At 66.9% G+C, this 15,360-nt stretch carries 16 protein-coding genes; 4 read left to right on the plus strand and 12 right to left on the minus strand.

Going from position 1 to position 15,360, the window contains the following annotated elements; all coding sequences use genetic code 11:
• Window positions 1-6 precede the first annotated feature (6 nt).
• Complete coding sequence (locus GK109_RS02930; protein ID WP_321215843.1) at window positions 7-1,818, minus strand: proline--tRNA ligase; 1,812 nt, start codon at window positions 1,816-1,818, stop codon at window positions 7-9.
• A 459-nt stretch (window positions 1,819-2,277) separates the two neighbouring features.
• Between GK109_RS02930 and GK109_RS02935 the strand changes: the two genes are divergently transcribed.
• Genes GK109_RS02935 through GK109_RS02945 form a run of 3 tightly spaced genes read left to right on the plus strand, consistent with a single transcriptional unit; the run spans window position 2,278 to window position 4,504 of the window.
• Window positions 2,278-3,114: an ABC transporter ATP-binding protein gene (locus GK109_RS02935; RefSeq protein ID WP_231754788.1), complete on the plus strand. Its 837-nt coding sequence runs from the start codon at window positions 2,278-2,280 to the stop codon at window positions 3,112-3,114.
• Between the two features lie 11 nt (window positions 3,115-3,125).
• On the plus strand, window positions 3,126-3,869 hold the full coding sequence (locus GK109_RS02940) for an ABC transporter permease (protein WP_157242574.1): 744 nt from the start codon (window positions 3,126-3,128) through the stop codon (window positions 3,867-3,869).
• Window positions 3,866-4,504 (plus strand): TetR family transcriptional regulator, encoded by a 639-nt coding sequence (locus GK109_RS02945; protein WP_370460366.1) that lies wholly within the window; start codon window positions 3,866-3,868, stop codon window positions 4,502-4,504. Before GK109_RS02940 ends, GK109_RS02945 begins: the two co-directional genes overlap by 4 nt.
• Here GK109_RS02945 and GK109_RS02950 read toward each other — a convergent pair.
• The 7 genes from GK109_RS02950 to dxr all read right to left on the minus strand — a co-directional run bounded on the left by GK109_RS02950 (window position 4,501) and on the right by dxr (window position 10,786).
• Window positions 4,501-5,391 carry a DUF4081 domain-containing GNAT family N-acetyltransferase gene (locus GK109_RS02950; RefSeq protein WP_157242576.1) on the minus strand — a complete coding sequence of 297 codons (891 nt, stop codon included), beginning with the start codon at window positions 5,389-5,391 and terminating at the stop codon, window positions 4,501-4,503. The genes GK109_RS02945 and GK109_RS02950 overlap by 4 nt on opposite strands.
• Complete coding sequence (ispG, locus tag GK109_RS02955) at window positions 5,354-6,520, minus strand: flavodoxin-dependent (E)-4-hydroxy-3-methylbut-2-enyl-diphosphate synthase (RefSeq protein ID WP_013600504.1); 1,167 nt, start codon at window positions 6,518-6,520, stop codon at window positions 5,354-5,356. The genes GK109_RS02950 and ispG overlap by 38 nt, the downstream gene beginning before the upstream one ends.
• Before the next feature lie 34 nt (window positions 6,521-6,554).
• The gene (locus tag GK109_RS02960; protein WP_157238606.1) at window positions 6,555-6,848 is read right to left on the minus strand and encodes a YciI family protein; all 294 of its coding nucleotides are present in this window, start codon (window positions 6,846-6,848) and stop codon (window positions 6,555-6,557) included.
• A gap of 76 nt (window positions 6,849-6,924) precedes the next feature.
• Window positions 6,925-7,440: a hypothetical protein gene (locus GK109_RS02965; protein WP_370460367.1), complete on the minus strand. Its 516-nt coding sequence runs from the start codon at window positions 7,438-7,440 to the stop codon at window positions 6,925-6,927.
• Window positions 7,437-8,126 (minus strand): MarR family transcriptional regulator, encoded by a 690-nt coding sequence (locus GK109_RS02970; RefSeq protein WP_157238607.1) that lies wholly within the window; start codon window positions 8,124-8,126, stop codon window positions 7,437-7,439. Before GK109_RS02970 ends, GK109_RS02965 begins: the two co-directional genes overlap by 4 nt.
• Window positions 8,127-8,252: 126 nt before the next feature.
• On the minus strand, window positions 8,253-9,584 hold the full coding sequence (locus tag GK109_RS02975) for an RIP metalloprotease (protein ID WP_157238608.1): 1,332 nt from the start codon (window positions 9,582-9,584) through the stop codon (window positions 8,253-8,255).
• A 17-nt stretch (window positions 9,585-9,601) separates the two neighbouring features.
• Window positions 9,602-10,786 (minus strand): 1-deoxy-D-xylulose-5-phosphate reductoisomerase, encoded by a 1,185-nt coding sequence (gene dxr, locus GK109_RS02980; RefSeq protein WP_157238609.1) that lies wholly within the window; start codon window positions 10,784-10,786, stop codon window positions 9,602-9,604.
• Between the two features lie 113 nt (window positions 10,787-10,899).
• Here dxr and GK109_RS02985 point away from each other — a divergent pair, with 113 nt between their 5' ends.
• A complete protein-coding gene (locus GK109_RS02985; protein WP_370460368.1) occupies window positions 10,900-12,369 on the plus strand; it encodes a lipase maturation factor family protein in 1,470 nt (489 codons plus the stop codon).
• A 10-nt stretch (window positions 12,370-12,379) separates the two neighbouring features.
• Here the strand turns inward: GK109_RS02985 and GK109_RS02990 are convergent, their stop codons facing one another.
• Genes GK109_RS02990 through GK109_RS03005 form a run of 4 tightly spaced genes read right to left on the minus strand, consistent with a single transcriptional unit; the run spans window position 12,380 to window position 15,346 of the window.
• Window positions 12,380-13,219 (minus strand): CoA ester lyase, encoded by an 840-nt coding sequence (locus tag GK109_RS02990; protein ID WP_157238610.1) that lies wholly within the window; start codon window positions 13,217-13,219, stop codon window positions 12,380-12,382.
• Window positions 13,216-13,770: a MaoC family dehydratase gene (locus tag GK109_RS02995; protein ID WP_157238611.1), complete on the minus strand. Its 555-nt coding sequence runs from the start codon at window positions 13,768-13,770 to the stop codon at window positions 13,216-13,218. The genes GK109_RS02990 and GK109_RS02995 overlap by 4 nt, the downstream gene beginning before the upstream one ends.
• Entirely contained in the window at window positions 13,767-14,534 is a 768-nt protein-coding gene (locus tag GK109_RS03000) for a CoA transferase subunit B (RefSeq protein WP_157238612.1), read from the minus strand. Before GK109_RS03000 ends, GK109_RS02995 begins: the two co-directional genes overlap by 4 nt.
• Window positions 14,535-14,536: 2 nt before the next feature.
• The gene (locus GK109_RS03005; protein WP_157238613.1) at window positions 14,537-15,346 is read right to left on the minus strand and encodes a CoA transferase subunit A; all 810 of its coding nucleotides are present in this window, start codon (window positions 15,344-15,346) and stop codon (window positions 14,537-14,539) included.
• Between the last annotated feature and the right edge of the window lie 14 nt (window positions 15,347-15,360).

Here is a 15,360-nt window from a genome sequence, read left to right on the forward strand (position 1 = left end):
GCCGGGTCAGCTGGTGCGGACAGCGTTGACTACGTAGTCAACCGCCTTGTCCACTGCCACGTTTTCGGCGTCACCGCTGCGGCGGTCCTTGATCTCGACCACACCATCCACCAGGCCGCGGCCAACGGCCAGGATGGTGGGAACGCCTAACAGTTCGGCATCGCCGAACTTGACCCCGGGCGAAACCTTCGGCCGGTCGTCGAGCAGGACATCCAGGCCTGCTGCCTCAAGGTCGGCCGCCAGCCGCTCGGCGGTGGCGAAGATCTCCTCGCCCTTGCCGACGGCGACCACATGGACATCGGCCGGGGCAACGGCACGCGGCCAGACGAGCCCCCGTGCGTCGTGGTTGGCCTCGGCCAGCGCTGCAACGGCCCGGGTGACGCCGACGCCATAGGAGCCCATGGTCACGGTGACCTGCTTGCCGTTCTGGTCCAGGACCTTCAGCTCCAGCGCTTCTGCGTACTTGCGGCCGAGCTGGAAGATGTGCCCCATCTCGATGCCGCGGGCGGTCTCCAGCGGGCCGGAGCCGTCCGGGGCGGGATCGCCTTCGCGGACTTCGGTGCACTCGATGACGCCGTCCCAGGTGAAGTCGCGTCCGGCCACCAGGCCGTACACGTGCCTGCCGGCCTCATTGGCACCCGTGATCCAGGAAGTGCCGCGGACCACGCGGGGGTCCACCAGGTACAGAAGCTTCGTTGCACTTTCGGCTCCCAGCAGGGGCTCCTCCAGGGACAGGCCGGGGCCGAGGTAGCCCTTGACGATGAGCGGCTGTTTCTTGAGGTCGTCGTCGTTGGCCGCTTCCAGGCCGATCTCCCCGCCGATGGGCAGGAAGGATCCGATGTTCGCTTCGACGCGCTTCAGGTCCACGGCGCGGTCGCCCGGCACCCCGATGACCACCAGCTGGCGCTCCCCGGTGGGCAGGGTAACGGCGAGCACGACGTTCTTCAGCGTGTCGGCGGCGGTCCAGGCACCGCCGTCGGCCTCGCTGCGCGGGGCGAGTGTATTGGAGGCTGCCACCAGGGTGTCGATGGTGGGGGTGTCCGGGGTGTCGAGCACCTCGGCGGCAGGAGCATCGGTGAAGTCGATTTCCGCCGGAGCCACGGTGGTCACGGCCTCAACGTTGGCTGCGTATCCGCCGGCGGACCGCACGAAGGTGTCCTCGCCGATGTCGGTGGGGTGCAGGAACTCTTCGCTCTTGGAGCCGCCCATGGCACCGGCCGTCGCGGTAACCGGGATGACCTCCAGCCCGAGGCGCTCGAAGATGCGCAGGTAGGCGCCGCGGTGGGCGGCGTAGCTTGCGTCCAGGCCGGCGTCATCCACGTCGAAGGAGTAGGAGTCCTTCATGATGAACTCGCGGCCGCGCAGGAGGCCCGCACGGGGACGCGCCTCGTCGCGGTACTTGTTCTGGATCTGGTAGAGGCTCAGCGGCAGGTCCTTGTAGGAGGAGTACAGGTCCTTGACCAGCAGAGTGAACATTTCCTCGTGCGTGGGAGCCAGCAGGTAATCGGCGCCCTTGCGGTCCTGGAGCCGGAACAGGCCCTCGCCGTATTCGGTCCAGCGGTTGGTGGCCTCGTAGGGCTCACGGGGCAGGAGGGCCGGAAAGTGGACTTCCTGCGCCCCGATCCTGGCCATCTCCTCGCGGATGACGGCTTCCACCTTGCGCAGGACGCTCAGTCCCAGCGGCAGCCAGGTGTAGATGCCGGGGGCGGCACGGCGGATGTAGCCTGCGCGGACCAGGAGCCGGTGGCTGGCCACCTCGGCGTCGACGGGATCTTCGCGGAGGGTGCGCAGGAATAGCTGGGACAGTCTTGTAACCACGGGCGGGTATCCGTTTCTGGGGAGTGCTGGAGAGCAGGGCCGGGATTTCGTCTGGTACTAATCTACCGGCTGGCAGGGCCACTCCCCGCTGGCGGGTACGCAGCGCAGCCGGTGCGGGCACCGGCCGCCCGGCAGCGGTACAGCCGCCCGGCACTTTCCCGGAACGCAGTTGAGCCACGCCCGGAGATGCAAAGCCCCTGGCCCCCCATGAGGCTGGTCATCGCATCCGGGCGTGGCTCGACGCCGTTATCGCCTAAGTACTGGTGAGGACTGGTGAGACCGCCCACGCCACTCCAGCGCAGCTAGATCGAACCTATGTGATGGGAGGCACATTGACAAGTGTTTCTCATTTCTTGCTGTTGACCGGGCCTTTCCGGCGCCCTAGCTTTAATTCATCAGGTGATGAATTACGGCGCCACCAGGCGCCGGCAGCCCTGCTCCTGGCAACGGAGGGCGATCATGTCCCATGCGGCGGCAATACCGGAAGGTCAGGGCCGAACGGGCGGAGACGCCATTGTCGCCGCCGGCCTGAATGTCACGCGAGGCAAGGTCCCTGTGCTTCGCGGGCTGGACTTCACCATCCCGGCCGGCAGGATCACCGGACTGCTGGGACCCTCGGGCAGCGGAAAGACGACCCTCATGCGGGCCATCGTCGGTGTCCAGCGGCTTGCGTCCGGAACGGTGCAGGTCCTGGGCCTGCCCGCCGGCAGCGCTGCCCTGCGCCACCGGGTGGGCTATGTGACCCAGTCGCCGAGTCTGTACCCGGACCTGACTGTGGAAGCGAATGTCCGCTACTTCGGAGCCATGCACCGGAAAACGAAGCTTGAGGCGGCGGAGGCGATTGCCGCCGTCGGGCTTGAACGGCAGGCCCGGCAGAAGACGGCGGACCTGTCCGGCGGCGAACTCAGCCGCGCCTCCCTCGCCTGCGCACTGGTGGCGCATCCCCCGCTCCTGGTGCTGGACGAACCGACCGTAGGACTGGACCCGGTACTGCGGGCGGACCTCTGGAGCCGGTTCCAGGCCATGGCAGAGGCTGGAACGACCCTCCTCGTGTCCAGCCACGTGATGGAGGAAGCCAGCCGGTGTGACGACTTGCTGCTCCTCCGTGGGGGCAGGCTGCTCGCCCGGCTGACGCCCGGGGAACTCAGCCGGCGCGGACACAGCAGCGACCTTGAGAAGGCGTTCCTCCACATCATCCAGGAGACGACGGCGACTGCGACGACGGCGCCGGAGACGCCCGGGGCAGCGGCTGCCGGCACCGGGGAACCCAAAGCACGGACCAGGAGCGTGCGGTGATGGACGTCCGAATGATGCTCGCCACGACGCACCGGGTGCTGGACCAGCTCCGCCACGACCACCGGAGCATCGCCATGATCCTGGTGGTGCCCGCGCTGCTGCTCACTGCGGTCTACTTCCTGTACGAGAACGAGACGCTGCCTCCGGGAGCCCCCCGGACCTTCGACCGGGTAGGCCTGATGATGCTGGCCATCTTCCCCTTCGTGGTGATGTTCCTGGTCACGTCCATCACCATGCTGCGCGAGCGCACCTCCGGAACCTTGGAACGGCTGCTCACCACACCCGTGCACAAAGCCGACCTCCTCTTTGGCTACGGCCTGGCGTTTTCCATCATGGCCGCCCTGCAGTCACTGGTGGCCACCGCCGTTGCCTACTGGATCTTCGATCTTGATATCCAGGGGCCGCCCGGCTTCGTGGTCCTGATCGCCGTGATCAACGCGGTCCTGGGGGTGGCCCTGGGACTGCTGTGTTCAGCTTTCGCCAGGACCGAGTTCCAGGCGGTGCAGTTTATGCCCGTGGTGGTGGTGCCGCAGATCCTGCTGTGCGGACTGTTCGTGGCCCGGGACCGCATGAACGATGTCCTTGAAGCGATCTCCAACGTCCTTCCCCTGACATTCTCCGTGGACGCCCTGCAGGAGATCGCTGCCAACACGGAAGCAACGGAACAGCTATGGCAGGACGCCGGGATCATGGTGGCGATTGTTGTGGGAGTCCTGGTGCTGGCCTCCCTCACCTTGCGCAGGCAGAGCCCGTGAGCGCACCGGACGGACAGCCCCCGGCTGTGCGGCGGGGACGCCGGGGCGGGAGAAACGCATCGCGGGGCCACATCCTCGAGGCGGCCCGGCGGCTTTTCGCCGAGCACGGCTTTGAGGGCACCAGCCTGCGGCAGGTGGCGCGGTCGGCCGGGGTGGATCCGGCCATGATCCACCATTTCTTCAACGGGAAAGACGAGCTCTTCGCCCTCAGCGTGGAGCTTCCGGCGGATCCCGGGGAGGTGTTGGCCGGCGTGGAGGATTCTCCCCCCGGCGAGCGGGCCGAGCTCATCGTCCGCGCAGTGCTGCGCCTGTGGGAGAGCCCTGCCCAGCCAGGACTGGTGGCATTCTTGCGCGGGACCATTGGATCGAAGGCGAAGACCGCCCTCCTCCGGGAGACCGCCACCCGGGCCATCATCAGCCGCATCATGGCGGGCGTGCCCGGGCCGAAGGAGGACGTGGCGCTTCGCGGCGGCCTGGTGGCGACGCAGATGGTGGGATTGATGATGGTCCGCTACGTGGTCCGGCTGGAGCCGCTGGCGTCCGCGGCACCCGAGGACGTGGTCCGGCTGGTCGCACCCAATGTGCAGCGCTACCTGACGGGAGACCTGGACGGCAGGAAGGGGACGCAGTCCTAGAAGAGAACGGTGGCGAAGGTCCCCACCTGCTGGAAACCGACCCGCTCGTAGGTGGCCCGTGCGCGGGTGTTGAAGCCGTTGACGTAAAGGCTTGTGGTGGGCGCCACCCTTTGTGCCTGCTCCACCACTGCCGCCATATACCCGGGGCTCAGCCCCTGGCCGCGGTAGAGGGGGTTCATCCAGACGCCCTGGATCTGCGTTACGTCGGAGGTGACGGCCCCGAGTTCGGCCTTGAACACCACTTCGCCGGCGTCGTTCAGGTGCACGAGGGAGTGCCCTTGCCGAATCAGGCTTTCCACCCGGCGGCTGTAGAACTCCCTGCCGCCCAGGAAAGGGGAATATCCCACTTCTTCCTCGAACATCGCGGCGCACGCCGGCAGGATGCGGTCGAAATCCGCTAGGTTTCCCAGCCCCAGCCCCGGGTTCGGCTCAACGGACGGGGGCCCGCCGATGGTCATCAAAGGCTGGTCCGGGCGCACCTCGTGGGCCCGGTGCCCCAACTCAACCAATTCTGCGTGAAGGGCCAGTACGGAACTGGCGGGGCCGAAGGCGGAGGCGTAGCGGCGTCCGGATGCGCTGGCCGCCGCAGCCACCACTCCGGCCAGGTCCGGGTCCAGCTGCACGGGAACCAGGTTGGCCCCTGCCCAGCAGGCACCCGCCAGGACGCCGTCGTCGAACACGCCGAGGACCCCGGCTCCGCCGCTGGTGGCTGCGGCGGAACCGGCGGCACGCAGGTGCGCCAGGATGAACACGTTCGTGACCGGATCACGCTGCGCCAGTAGCCTCAGCGCTGCAGTGTCCTCCCGGTCCAGGGTACGGACGGAAATCCCCGGCGGGGCGGGGACGTCCTTACGAGACGCTAACCACGGGGCTACCCTTGACAGCATCTTCGCCATCGGCCTCCCCCATCTCTTCCGCGATACGCATGGCCTCTTCGATCAGTGTCTCAACAATCTGGCTCTCAGGGACAGTCTTGATGACCTCGCCCTTCACAAAGATCTGGCCCTTGCCGTTGCCCGAGGCAACGCCAAGATCTGCTTCGCGGGCTTCGCCCGGGCCGTTGACCACGCAGCCCATGACCGCCACGCGCAGTGGAATCTCCATTCCTTCAAGCCCGGCCGTAACCTGCTCGGCCAGCGTGTAGACGTCCACCTGGGCGCGGCCGCAGGAGGGGCAGGAGACGATTTCCAGCTTGCGCGGACGCAGGTTGAGGGACTGGAGGATCTGGTTTCCCACTTTGATTTCCTCCACCGGCGGAGCGGAGAGGGAAACCCGGATGGTGTCGCCGATGCCCCGGGACAGAAGCGCCCCGAAGGCCGTGGCCGACTTGATGGTTCCCTGGAATGCCGGGCCTGCCTCGGTGACGCCGAGGTGCAGCGGCCAGTCGCCCTTTTCCGCCAGCATCTCGTACGCGGCCACCATAATGACGGGGTCGTTGTGCTTCACGGAAATCTTGAAGTCGTGGAAACCGTGCTCCTCGAAGAGGGATGCTTCCCAGACGGCAGACTCCACGAGCGCCTCCGGGGTGGCCTTTCCATACTTCTTCAGGATTCCGGGCTCCAGGGAGCCGGCGTTCACGCCGATGCGGATGGACGTCCCGTGATCGCGGGCCGCCGCTGCGATCTCCTTGACCTGGTCATCGAACTTGCGGATGTTGCCGGGGTTGACCCGCACCGCCGCGCAGCCGGCCTCGATCGCCGCGAAGACGTACTTGGGCTGGAAGTGGATGTCCGCGATGACGGGAATCTGGGACTTCCGGGCGATAATGGGCAGCGCCTCGGCGTCGTCGGCGGACGGGCAGGCAACGCGCACGATGTCGCAGCCCGACGCCGTCAGTTCCGCGATCTGCTGGAGGGTGGCGTTGATGTCCGTGGTGGGCGTGGTGGTCATGGACTGCACGCTGATGGGCGAGTCCGAGCCGACCCCCACGGAACCGACTTTGATCTGCCGCGTCTTGCGGCGGGGGGCAAGGACGGGTGGCGGTGCTGAGGGCATTCCCAGGCTGACCGAGGTCACGAGGACTCCTAGAGGTTCGAAAAGTGGAGGCGGCTTAGGCGGCGAGGCCGGCCAGCACGCCGGTAATTGGCGACCATTCGGTGATGCGGGTTCCGGCGATGACTCCGGCTGCTGCGAACGGATCCTGTTTCAGGATCGAGTTGAGGGCGGCTTCATCGGCTGCCTTGAAAATCAGCAGCGCCCCGGCACCGTCACCGTACGGCCCGCTGGCCAGAATGGCGCCGTCCTGGGCCAGGCCGGCGGTCCATTCACGGTGCGCGGGCCGAACGGCATTGCGTTCGTCAGTGGATTCGGCGGCATAAACGTACTCAACGGCAAAAACTGTCATACCGCTACCCTATCGCCCTGCAGGCCTCCGGACGCATCCGGTGGGCCGCCTGCCACCGGACGGGCAGACCCTTTTGTCACGCCAGGAAGATGACCTTGACGGCCGCGGCCGTTCCGGCCGCCCACAGCATGGACGCCAGCGTTCCGATGATGAACCGTTCAGCAGCCACAGGGGTTTCCTTCAACTCCGCGAACCTGCCCAGGCCCTTGATGGCCACGATATAGGCGATGGCCACCGGCTGGCCGGTGAGGATGGCAAGGCAAACTCCGAGCCGCTCCAGGACTCCAATGATGGCGCCGCCCCGAAGGATCCGCTGGGTGGGAGCCGCCGGTCCGGAGCCAGGACCGGCCGACGGCGGTGCGCTGGCCACGGCGGTCAGCTCATCGTCCACATTTTGGCCCCGGCCGGGAGGCGGAGGGTCGACGGTGACGTCCGCGGACGGATCGTCGGCTGCCCCTCCGGCTTCCTCGGCCGCCTTGGCTGCGTCTGCCTTGTCATCAATGGTCTTGGCGAGCCGGAACACCAGCGCGGTCACGGGCCAGCCGGCGAATCCTGCCACGAGCAGCGCAACCGTGATCCAGAGTGCGTTCACTGGTTTCCTTCCGTCCGGGTGCCCGCAATCAGGGACTGCGCATAGTCAAGGAGCATTGCCGCTGCGGGCCTCGCCGCCCATTCTTCCTGCCAGCCGGACCTCAGCACCGCACGGCTCACCGACTGCTCGGTGATTCCCAGTTCCCGGGCCACCTGCTTCTGGCTGCCGTGCCTGCCGTCCCCCTGCGCGCGCAGGTGGTCCACCACCCGCCACTGGGCCTCCGTGCGCTGCTGCACCAGGCGCCCGATCAGCCGAAGCACTGCCTGTGCGTTGGAGCAGGCCATGACGCCTTCCTGTGCTGCATCATTCTGTTGCGGGGACCGAATGTCCCTCCCGCGGACCATGGTGCCGGACACCACTGACAACGGGACCTGGCCGGCCGCGCTTTTAGCGAGTTCCACTGCCTTGCGCGCCGCCACGAAGCCGCTTCCGGACCCTTCCCGCGGGCTGGCACCCGGAGCGAGGTGCACGGCGCCAATGCCGATGCCCACGTACCAGTACCCGCTGCGCAGTGCATGCAGGGCGACGTCGACCACGTCTTCAGCCTGTTCCACTACACCCTGGAGTTCGTCACCCACTGAGCGCTCAAACGGAACCGGGGTGCGGCTCTGCAGTGCGGCGATCAGGTCCGGGACGCGGTCCACATCCGAGGTGCTCCCCCGCTGGTCAATGGTGAGAACGAACATGTTCCAACCTTAGGCAGCTGATTCCTCCGAATCAACCATCTGCGGCTGATTATTAAATATCAGTCATATTTAGCTGAAAATCGGAAATCAGCCCCCGGTCCTGCTCTCCCGAAGGACCCGCAGGCGTCAGCCGAAGAGGTTCACGGGCTTCACAATGTCGGCATAAATGAGGAGCGCGCTCATGCCCATGAGCAGGGCGGCCACCACATAGGTCACCGGCAGCAGCTTAGCGATGTCGAAGGCTCCCGGGTCCGGCTTGCCGAGCAGCTTGGCCACGCGGCGCCGCGCACCCTCGTACAGGGCGCCGGCTACGTGTCCGCCGTCCAAAGGCAGCAGCGGTACCAGGTTGAACACGGCCAGCGCGAAGTTCAGGCCGGCGAGCAGCCCGATCAGTGCGGCCAGCCGGGACTGCACCGGGATTTCTTCCATGGCGGCCACTTCACCGGCCACCCGTCCCACGCCCACCACGCTGATGGGGCCGTTGGGGTCGCGGGGCTCCTCGCTGAAGGCAGCCTTCGCCACGCCCACAACGCGTGCGGGCAGGTTGAAGACCACCCCTGCCACCTGGCGGATGTTCTCCCCCGCCATTGGAAGAACGGACGACGCCGGCTGGGCCACCAGTTCAGTCCGGGAACCGATGCCCAGGAAGCCGACGTCCTGGTAACGGAGGTTGCCGGCGTCGTCCTTTTCCTGGCGTCCGTCCGCCCCGACGACGGGACGGGCCGACAGCACCGGAGTCACGTTGGTGGACACCCGGGCGCCGTCCCGCTCCACGGTGATGGTTACCTCGCGCCCCGCGGAGGCCCGGATCCATTCCGTCAGCTGGTCCCAGCTGTCCACAGCCTTTCCGTCAAAGGCGATGACCGTGTCACTGGGCTTGAGTCCTGCCGCGGCGGCGGGCGTGAGCCGGCAGTCCGCGGAGTTCGGGTCCACGGTTTCCCCCGCCGCCACCTGGCACTTGGAGACGTCGGAGATGGTGGTGGTGGCTGTGGCGACGCCAAAGCCCATCAGCAGGACGGCGGTGAGGAGCACGCCAAGCACCATGTTCATGGCCGGCCCGCCCAGCATCACGATGATCTTCTTCCAGACCGGAAGCCGGTAGAACACCCGGCCCTCATCGCCGGGGCCCACTTCCTCATGGGCCGCGGACCGGGCTTCGGTGGCCAGGGTCTGGAACATGCCCGTGCTGGAGGGCCGGACCGAACCGTCCTCCTTGTTGGGCGGATACATGCCAATCATGGAGACGTAGCCGCCCAGCGGGATGGCCTTGACGCCGTACTCGGTTTCGCCTTTCCGCCGCGACCAGAGCGTAGGGCCGAAGCCGATCATGTACTTGGTGACGCGGACCTTGAAGAGCTTCGCAGGCAGCAGGTGGCCCACTTCATGGAGCGCGATGGAGGCAGCGATGCCGATCGCCACAAAGACGACGCCGAGGACAAAAAGGAGAACGGGGGTCATTGACGTGCTGCTGCTTCCTAGAGACTGCTGACTGCTAAACGTTCGTGGGCGCGGGCGCGTGCCCAGTCCTCAGCATCCAGCACGGACTCCACCGTCAGCCCGGAGGAGCCTGAATGTTCGCTGAGGACGGACTCGATGGTGGCCACGATGTCGGTAAACCTGATGCGCCCGGCATGGAAGGCCGCCACGGCTTCCTCGTTGGCGGCGTTGAACACAGCGGGGAACGTGCTGCCCTGCTTCGCGGCGTCCTTGGCGAGTCCGACGGCGGGGAAGGCTTCCGTATCCAGCGGCTCGAATGTCCACGAAGCGGCCCGCGTCCAGTCACAGGCCGCGGCCGCGTTGGGCACCCGGTCCGGCCAGCCCAGTCCCAGGGCAATGGGGAGGCGCATGTCCGGCGGGGACGCCTGGGCAATGATGGACCCGTCGATGAACTGCACCATCGAGTGCACCACGGACTGCGGATGCACCACCACATCGATCCGGTCCAGGGGAACATCGAACAACAGGTGCGCCTCGATGACTTCCAGGCCCTTGTTGACGAGGGTAGCGGAATTGGTGGTGACCATGACACCCATATCCCACGTGGGATGCGCCAGCGCCTCCTGTGGAGTTACCCCGTGCAGTTCGTCCCTGCTCCTGCTGCGGAAGGGACCGCCGGACGCGGTGAGGATCAGTTTTTCCACTTCCGCCGCAGATCCGGAACGCAAGCATTGGGCGATCGCCGAGTGCTCGGAATCGACCGGCACGATCTGGCCTTCGCGGGCAGCGGCCTTCACCAGCGAACCGCCCACAATCAGGGACTCCTTGTTGGCAAGCGCCAGCGTGGCACCGGACTTGAGGGCCGCCAGGGTGGGCGCCAGGCCAATGGAACCGGTGATCCCGTTCAGGACCACGTCAGCCTCGACCCCCGCAATACGGGTGGACGCGTCCGGTCCGGCAATGATTTCCGGCCGGTAACCCTGCTTGCCGGCAGCGGCTGCGGCTTCGGCCACCAAGTAGACCAGTTGACCGGGGTCCCCGGCGGCTATGCCAAGCACAGAGGCACCCGTGTGCACCGCCTGGCGCGCGAGGAGCTCCAGGTTGCCTCCCCCGGCGCTGAGGGCCACCACCTCGAAAAGGTGCGGGGCGCCGTCGACGACGTCAATCGCCTGGGTGCCGATGGAACCGGTGGATCCGAGGAGGACGATTCTGCGTGGCTGCATTGCTTAAGTATCCCGCACCGCGCTGCCGGACAGCCGCCGCCTTAAGCGGGGCCCCTCAACATCCCTTTGGCCCCAGTGGCAGCACTGTTGGGAGCGGGCGTAACGTGGACTGCGTGGACTGGCTCTCCTGGTTTGATGCGCCGGAATACGAATTCGCCCGGCAGGTGCTGCAGCGAGGCGTGGCGGCACTGTATTTCGTTGCGTTCCTCTCCTCGCTGAACCAGTTCCCGGCGCTGCTGGGTGAACGCGGCCTTCTCCCCGTCCCCGAATACCTTTCCGGCTTCAGCCGCCTGCGCCGGCCTACCCTGTTCCGTTGGCGGTATTCGGACCGCCTGCTGCGTTGGGTGTGCGCCGCAGGGCTGCTGGTATCGGCTCTGCTCGTGGCCGGCATCCCGCAGCAGGGCCCGCCGTGGGTTCCGCTGATAGCGTTCCTTGTCCTGTGGCTGCTGTACATGTCCATCGTGAACGTAGGGCAGACCTTTTACGGGTTCGGTTGGGAGATGCTGCTCCTGGAGGCCGGCTTCACGGTGGCCTTCCTGGGCTCGGACCAGACGGACCCTCCCCGCACCATCCTGATCCTGATCGTGTGGCTGGTGTTCAGGCTGGAGTTCGGCGCCGGGATGATCAAGATCCGCGGCGGCCGGGAATGGCGTGACCTGACTGCCCTCTACTACCACCACGAGACGCAGCCCATGCCGGGTCCGCTCAGCCGGCAGGCGCATCTCCTGCCCAAGCCGCTGCACAAGGTGGAAGTGCTGGGCAACCACTTCGCCCAGCTGGTGGTGCCGTTCTTCCTGTTTGCTCCGCAGCCTGTTGCCAGCGTGGCGGCAGGCATTGTCATCGCCACCCAGCTCTGGCTGGTGGCCACAGGCAACTTCGCGTGGCTTAACTGGATTGCCATTGTGCTGGCCTTCGCCGCCGTGAGTGATCCGGTTGCCCACGCCGTCCTGCCGGCCATTCCGTTGGACTGGCACGGAGCGCCGGGCGTGGACCGGGAGACGCCGCTGTGGTGGCTGGCCATCACGCTGGCTGCCACGCTGCTGCTGGTTGTGCTCAGTTACTGGCCGTTGCGCAACCTCTTCTCGCGCCGGCAGCTGATGAATGCCAGTTTCAACCGGTGGCAGCTGGTCAACACCTACGGCGCGTTCGGCACGGTCACCAAGCAGCGGATTGAAATAGTGGTGGAGGGCACCTCCGACGAGGACCCGGACGACTCCTCCGAGTGGCGGGAGTACGGCTTCAAGGGCAAGCCCGGCGAGCCCGGCAGGCTCCCGCGGCAGTGGGCGCCCTACCACCTGCGCCTGGACTGGCTGATGTGGTTCCTGCCGCTAAGGACCGTCCATGAGGAGTGGTTCTATGCCTTCCTGGGCAAGCTCCTGGAGGCGGACCGGCAGACGCTGCGGCTCCTCCGCGATGACCCGTTCGACGGCGCCCCGCCGCGTTGGGTGCGCGTGCGCAGCTACCACTACCGGTTCGCAAGCCGCAAGGAGTTCCGGGAAACCGGAAACCGGTGGGTGCGGACGCTGCTGTACGAGCCGATCCCCCCGCTGTCATTGCGGCGGTCGCACGGGCGGCCGGGATGAGGCGGAACGGCTAGCCCATGCCCTGGGCCCGGCGGATGATTTCCTGGGCATGCTTCAGGATGGGCCCGTCGATCATCTTTCCCTGGTACTGGAACACTCCTGACCCTGCCGACTCTGCAGCCTCCAGGAGGGCTTCAGCCGCCGCCACTTCGGCGTCGGAGGGCGCGTAGGCGGCCCGGACCACGGCTGCCTGGCTCGGATGGATGCACGCTTTGGAGCTGAAGCCGGAGGCCACGGCGTCGGCCGCCTCCTCCTCCAGCCCGGCAAGGTCCGGGATGTTCGTGTAAACCGCATCCACCGCCTCCTTGCCGCAGGCCCGCGCGGCCAGCAGCACGGCGGAACGGGCGTGCAGCGCCACCGCCCGGTAGCCGCCGTCGGCCTTCCTGCTGGACGTACCGCCCAGCGATGCCAGCAGGTCCTCTGCCCCCCACATCAGGCCCACCACATTGGGGGCGGCGGCAATGGCGGGGGCGTTAAGGACTCCGAGCGCTGTTTCACACAGCGCAATCACCTTATAGCCCTCCAGGGCGTCGAGCTGCTGGACGGTTTCCGCCTTGGCAAGCATGACCGTACGGTAAGGGGTGTGGGCGAGGCAGTGAAGGTCCTTCTCGAAGTCCTCGGTGCCCACCGGATTCACCCGCACGATAGTGCAGCTGGGTTCCAGTTCCGGCTCCACGCCGGTGGTTCCCAGCTGGGCCAGGATGGCACCGCGGGCGCGCTGCTTATCGGCGGGAGCCACCGCATCCTCAAGGTCCAGGATGACGGCGTCGGCCCTGCGGGCCGCCTTCTGGTAGCGCTCCGGCCGGTCGGCAGGGCAGAAGAGCAGGGCGGGGCCCATCACAAAGGTCATGACTGCATTGTCTCCTGTCCGTGCTCCTCCTGCTTGGCATGGGCCTCGCGGGTCCACATCAGGCAGCTTCGGGTGGCCAGTGCCACCACCGTCCCGTCCTGGTTCCGGCCGGTGTGCTCCATGGTGACGATCCCCTGCCCCGGCCGGGAACCCGAGAGCCGTTTTCCGCTGATCACCGTCTCGGTGTAGAGGGTGTCGCCATGGAAGAGCGGATGCGGGAACGAGACATCGGCCAGGCCCAGCTGGGCGATGATGGTGCCCTGGGTCAGCTGCGAGACGGACTGCCCCACCATGGTGGCCAGGGTGAACATCGAGTTCACCAGCCGCTGGCCGAACGGCTGGCCGGCGCTCCAGGCGGCGTCCAGGTGCAGCGCCTGCGTGTTCATCGTCAGCGTGGTGAACAGGACATTGTCGGCCTCCGTCACGGTGCGGCCGGGACGGTGGGCGTAGGTGACGCCCTCCTGCAGCTCCTCGAAGTACAGCCCGCGCTGCTCAATCACCTGCGGCTCGCCGCCGGTTGGTCCCGCCGCGGCGCCGTCACCGCCGCTCATACGGTCAGTTCCCGGTCTTCTTCGAACAGGTCTGCCCCGGTGGCGGCGGCCACGTCCTCCACCGAGACGTTGGGTGCCAGTTCGCGCAGCACCAGCCTGGACCCGGACCCGTCCGCAACAACGTCGATGACCGCCAGGTCCGTAATGATCCGGTCCACGCAGCCCTTGCCGGTCAGGGGCAGGGAGCACTGCTGGACAATCTTCGGGTTTCCGTTGCGGTCCACGTGCTCCATCATCACGATGACCTTCTTGGCGCCGAACACCAGGTCCATGGCGCCGCCCATGCCCTTGACCATCTTGCCCGGGATCATCCAGTTGGCCAGGTCACCGTTGGCCGCAACTTCCATGGCGCCCAGGACTGCCACGTCCACATGGCCCCCGCGGATCATTCCGAAGGAAGAAGCCGAGTCGAAGAAAGCGGCACCCTTGTTGACCGTGACAGTTTCCTTGCCGGCGTTGATGAGGTCCGGGTCAACGGCATCCTCCGCGGGATAAGGGCCGACGCCGAGGATCCCGTTTTCGGAGTGGAGCACCACTTCCACGCCGTCGGGAATGTAGTTGGGGATCAGGGTTGGCATGCCGATGCCCAGGTTGACGTACTGGCCGTTGCTGAGCTCCTTCGCCACGCGGGCGGCGAGTTCGTTGCGGGTCCAGCCTTTGGCGGCAGTCCCGTCTGCCTGGACCTCGTGCTGCTGGGCTGCCGCCCGGCGGTATTCGGGGCGCACGCCTTCGGGCCGTGGAGCGTAGGGGCTGTTGGGATCCATGGCTATGCTCCTGCCTGCTGGTTGGTGCCGGTTCCGGTTCCGGGCGCTCCAGTGCCTGGCCGGGGAAGGGCAACGGTCCGTTTTTCGATGCGCTTCTCCGCGTTGGCGGCCAGCACCACCCGCTGGACGAAGATTCCCGGAGTGTGGATGTGTTCCGGGTCCAGTTCCCCGGGCTCCACCAGTTCCTCCACCTCGGCGATGGTGATCCTGCCGGCCATGGCACAGAGCGGGTTGAAGTTCATTGCGGTGGCATGGAACACCAGGTTTCCGTGGCGGTCGCCCTTCCAGGCGTGGACCAGCCCGAAGTCCGGCGTCAACGACTCCTCAAGGACGTAGTCCACTCCACCGAAGGACCGCACCTCCTTCGGCGCGGAAGCAACCGCGATCCCGCCGTGGGCGTCGTACTTCTGCGGCAGGCCGCCGTCGGACACCTGCGTGCCGACTCCCGCCTTCGTGTAGAACGCCGGGATGCCGGCGCCGCCGGCGCGGAGCTTCTCGGCCAGGGTGCCCTGCGGGGTGAGCACCACCTCCAGTTCGCCGGCCAGGTACTGGCGGGCAAACTCCTTGTTTTCGCCCACATAGGAGCTGATGGTGCGGCGGATCCGGCCGTCCCGGAGCAGGATGCCCAGGCCCCAGTCGTCCACGCCGCAGTTGTTGCTGACGGTTTCGAGGTCCGCCGTTCCTGCCCGGTGCAGCGCATCGATGAGGGTCACCGGGATACCGCAGAGGCCGAATCCACCCACGGCCAGGGACGCTCCGTCCGGTATGTCCGCGACGGCTTCTTCAGCGCTGGCAACAACCTTGTCAATCATCAGTGATCCTCTCA

The sequence above is a fragment of the Pseudarthrobacter sp. GA104 genome, from assembly GCF_009741265.1.
Classification (GTDB): Bacteria; Actinomycetota; Actinomycetes; order Actinomycetales; family Micrococcaceae; genus Arthrobacter.

Coding starts and splice junctions, on each gene's coding strand:
- GK109_RS02960 (WP_157238606.1), bottom strand. CDS start 6,848: ATGACAGTTTTTGCCGTTGAGTACGTTTATGCCGCCGAATCCACTGAC.
- GK109_RS03005 (WP_157238613.1), bottom strand. CDS start 15,346: ATGATTGACAAGGTTGTTGCCAGCGCTGAAGAAGCCGTCGCGGACATA.
- GK109_RS02950 (WP_157242576.1), bottom strand. CDS start 5,391: ATGCTGTCAAGGGTAGCCCCGTGGTTAGCGTCTCGTAAGGACGTCCCC.
- GK109_RS03000 (WP_157238612.1), bottom strand. CDS start 14,534: ATGGATCCCAACAGCCCCTACGCTCCACGGCCCGAAGGCGTGCGCCCC.
- GK109_RS02935 (WP_231754788.1), top strand. CDS start 2,278: ATGTCCCATGCGGCGGCAATACCGGAAGGTCAGGGCCGAACGGGCGGA.
- GK109_RS02990 (WP_157238610.1), bottom strand. CDS start 13,219: ATGACCTTTGTGATGGGCCCCGCCCTGCTCTTCTGCCCTGCCGACCGG.
- GK109_RS02940 (WP_157242574.1), top strand. CDS start 3,126: ATGATGCTCGCCACGACGCACCGGGTGCTGGACCAGCTCCGCCACGAC.
- dxr (WP_157238609.1), bottom strand. CDS start 10,786: ATGCAGCCACGCAGAATCGTCCTCCTCGGATCCACCGGTTCCATCGGC.
- GK109_RS02975 (WP_157238608.1), bottom strand. CDS start 9,584: ATGACCCCCGTTCTCCTTTTTGTCCTCGGCGTCGTCTTTGTGGCGATC.
- GK109_RS02970 (WP_157238607.1), bottom strand. CDS start 8,126: ATGTTCGTTCTCACCATTGACCAGCGGGGGAGCACCTCGGATGTGGAC.
- GK109_RS02995 (WP_157238611.1), bottom strand. CDS start 13,770: ATGAGCGGCGGTGACGGCGCCGCGGCGGGACCAACCGGCGGCGAGCCG.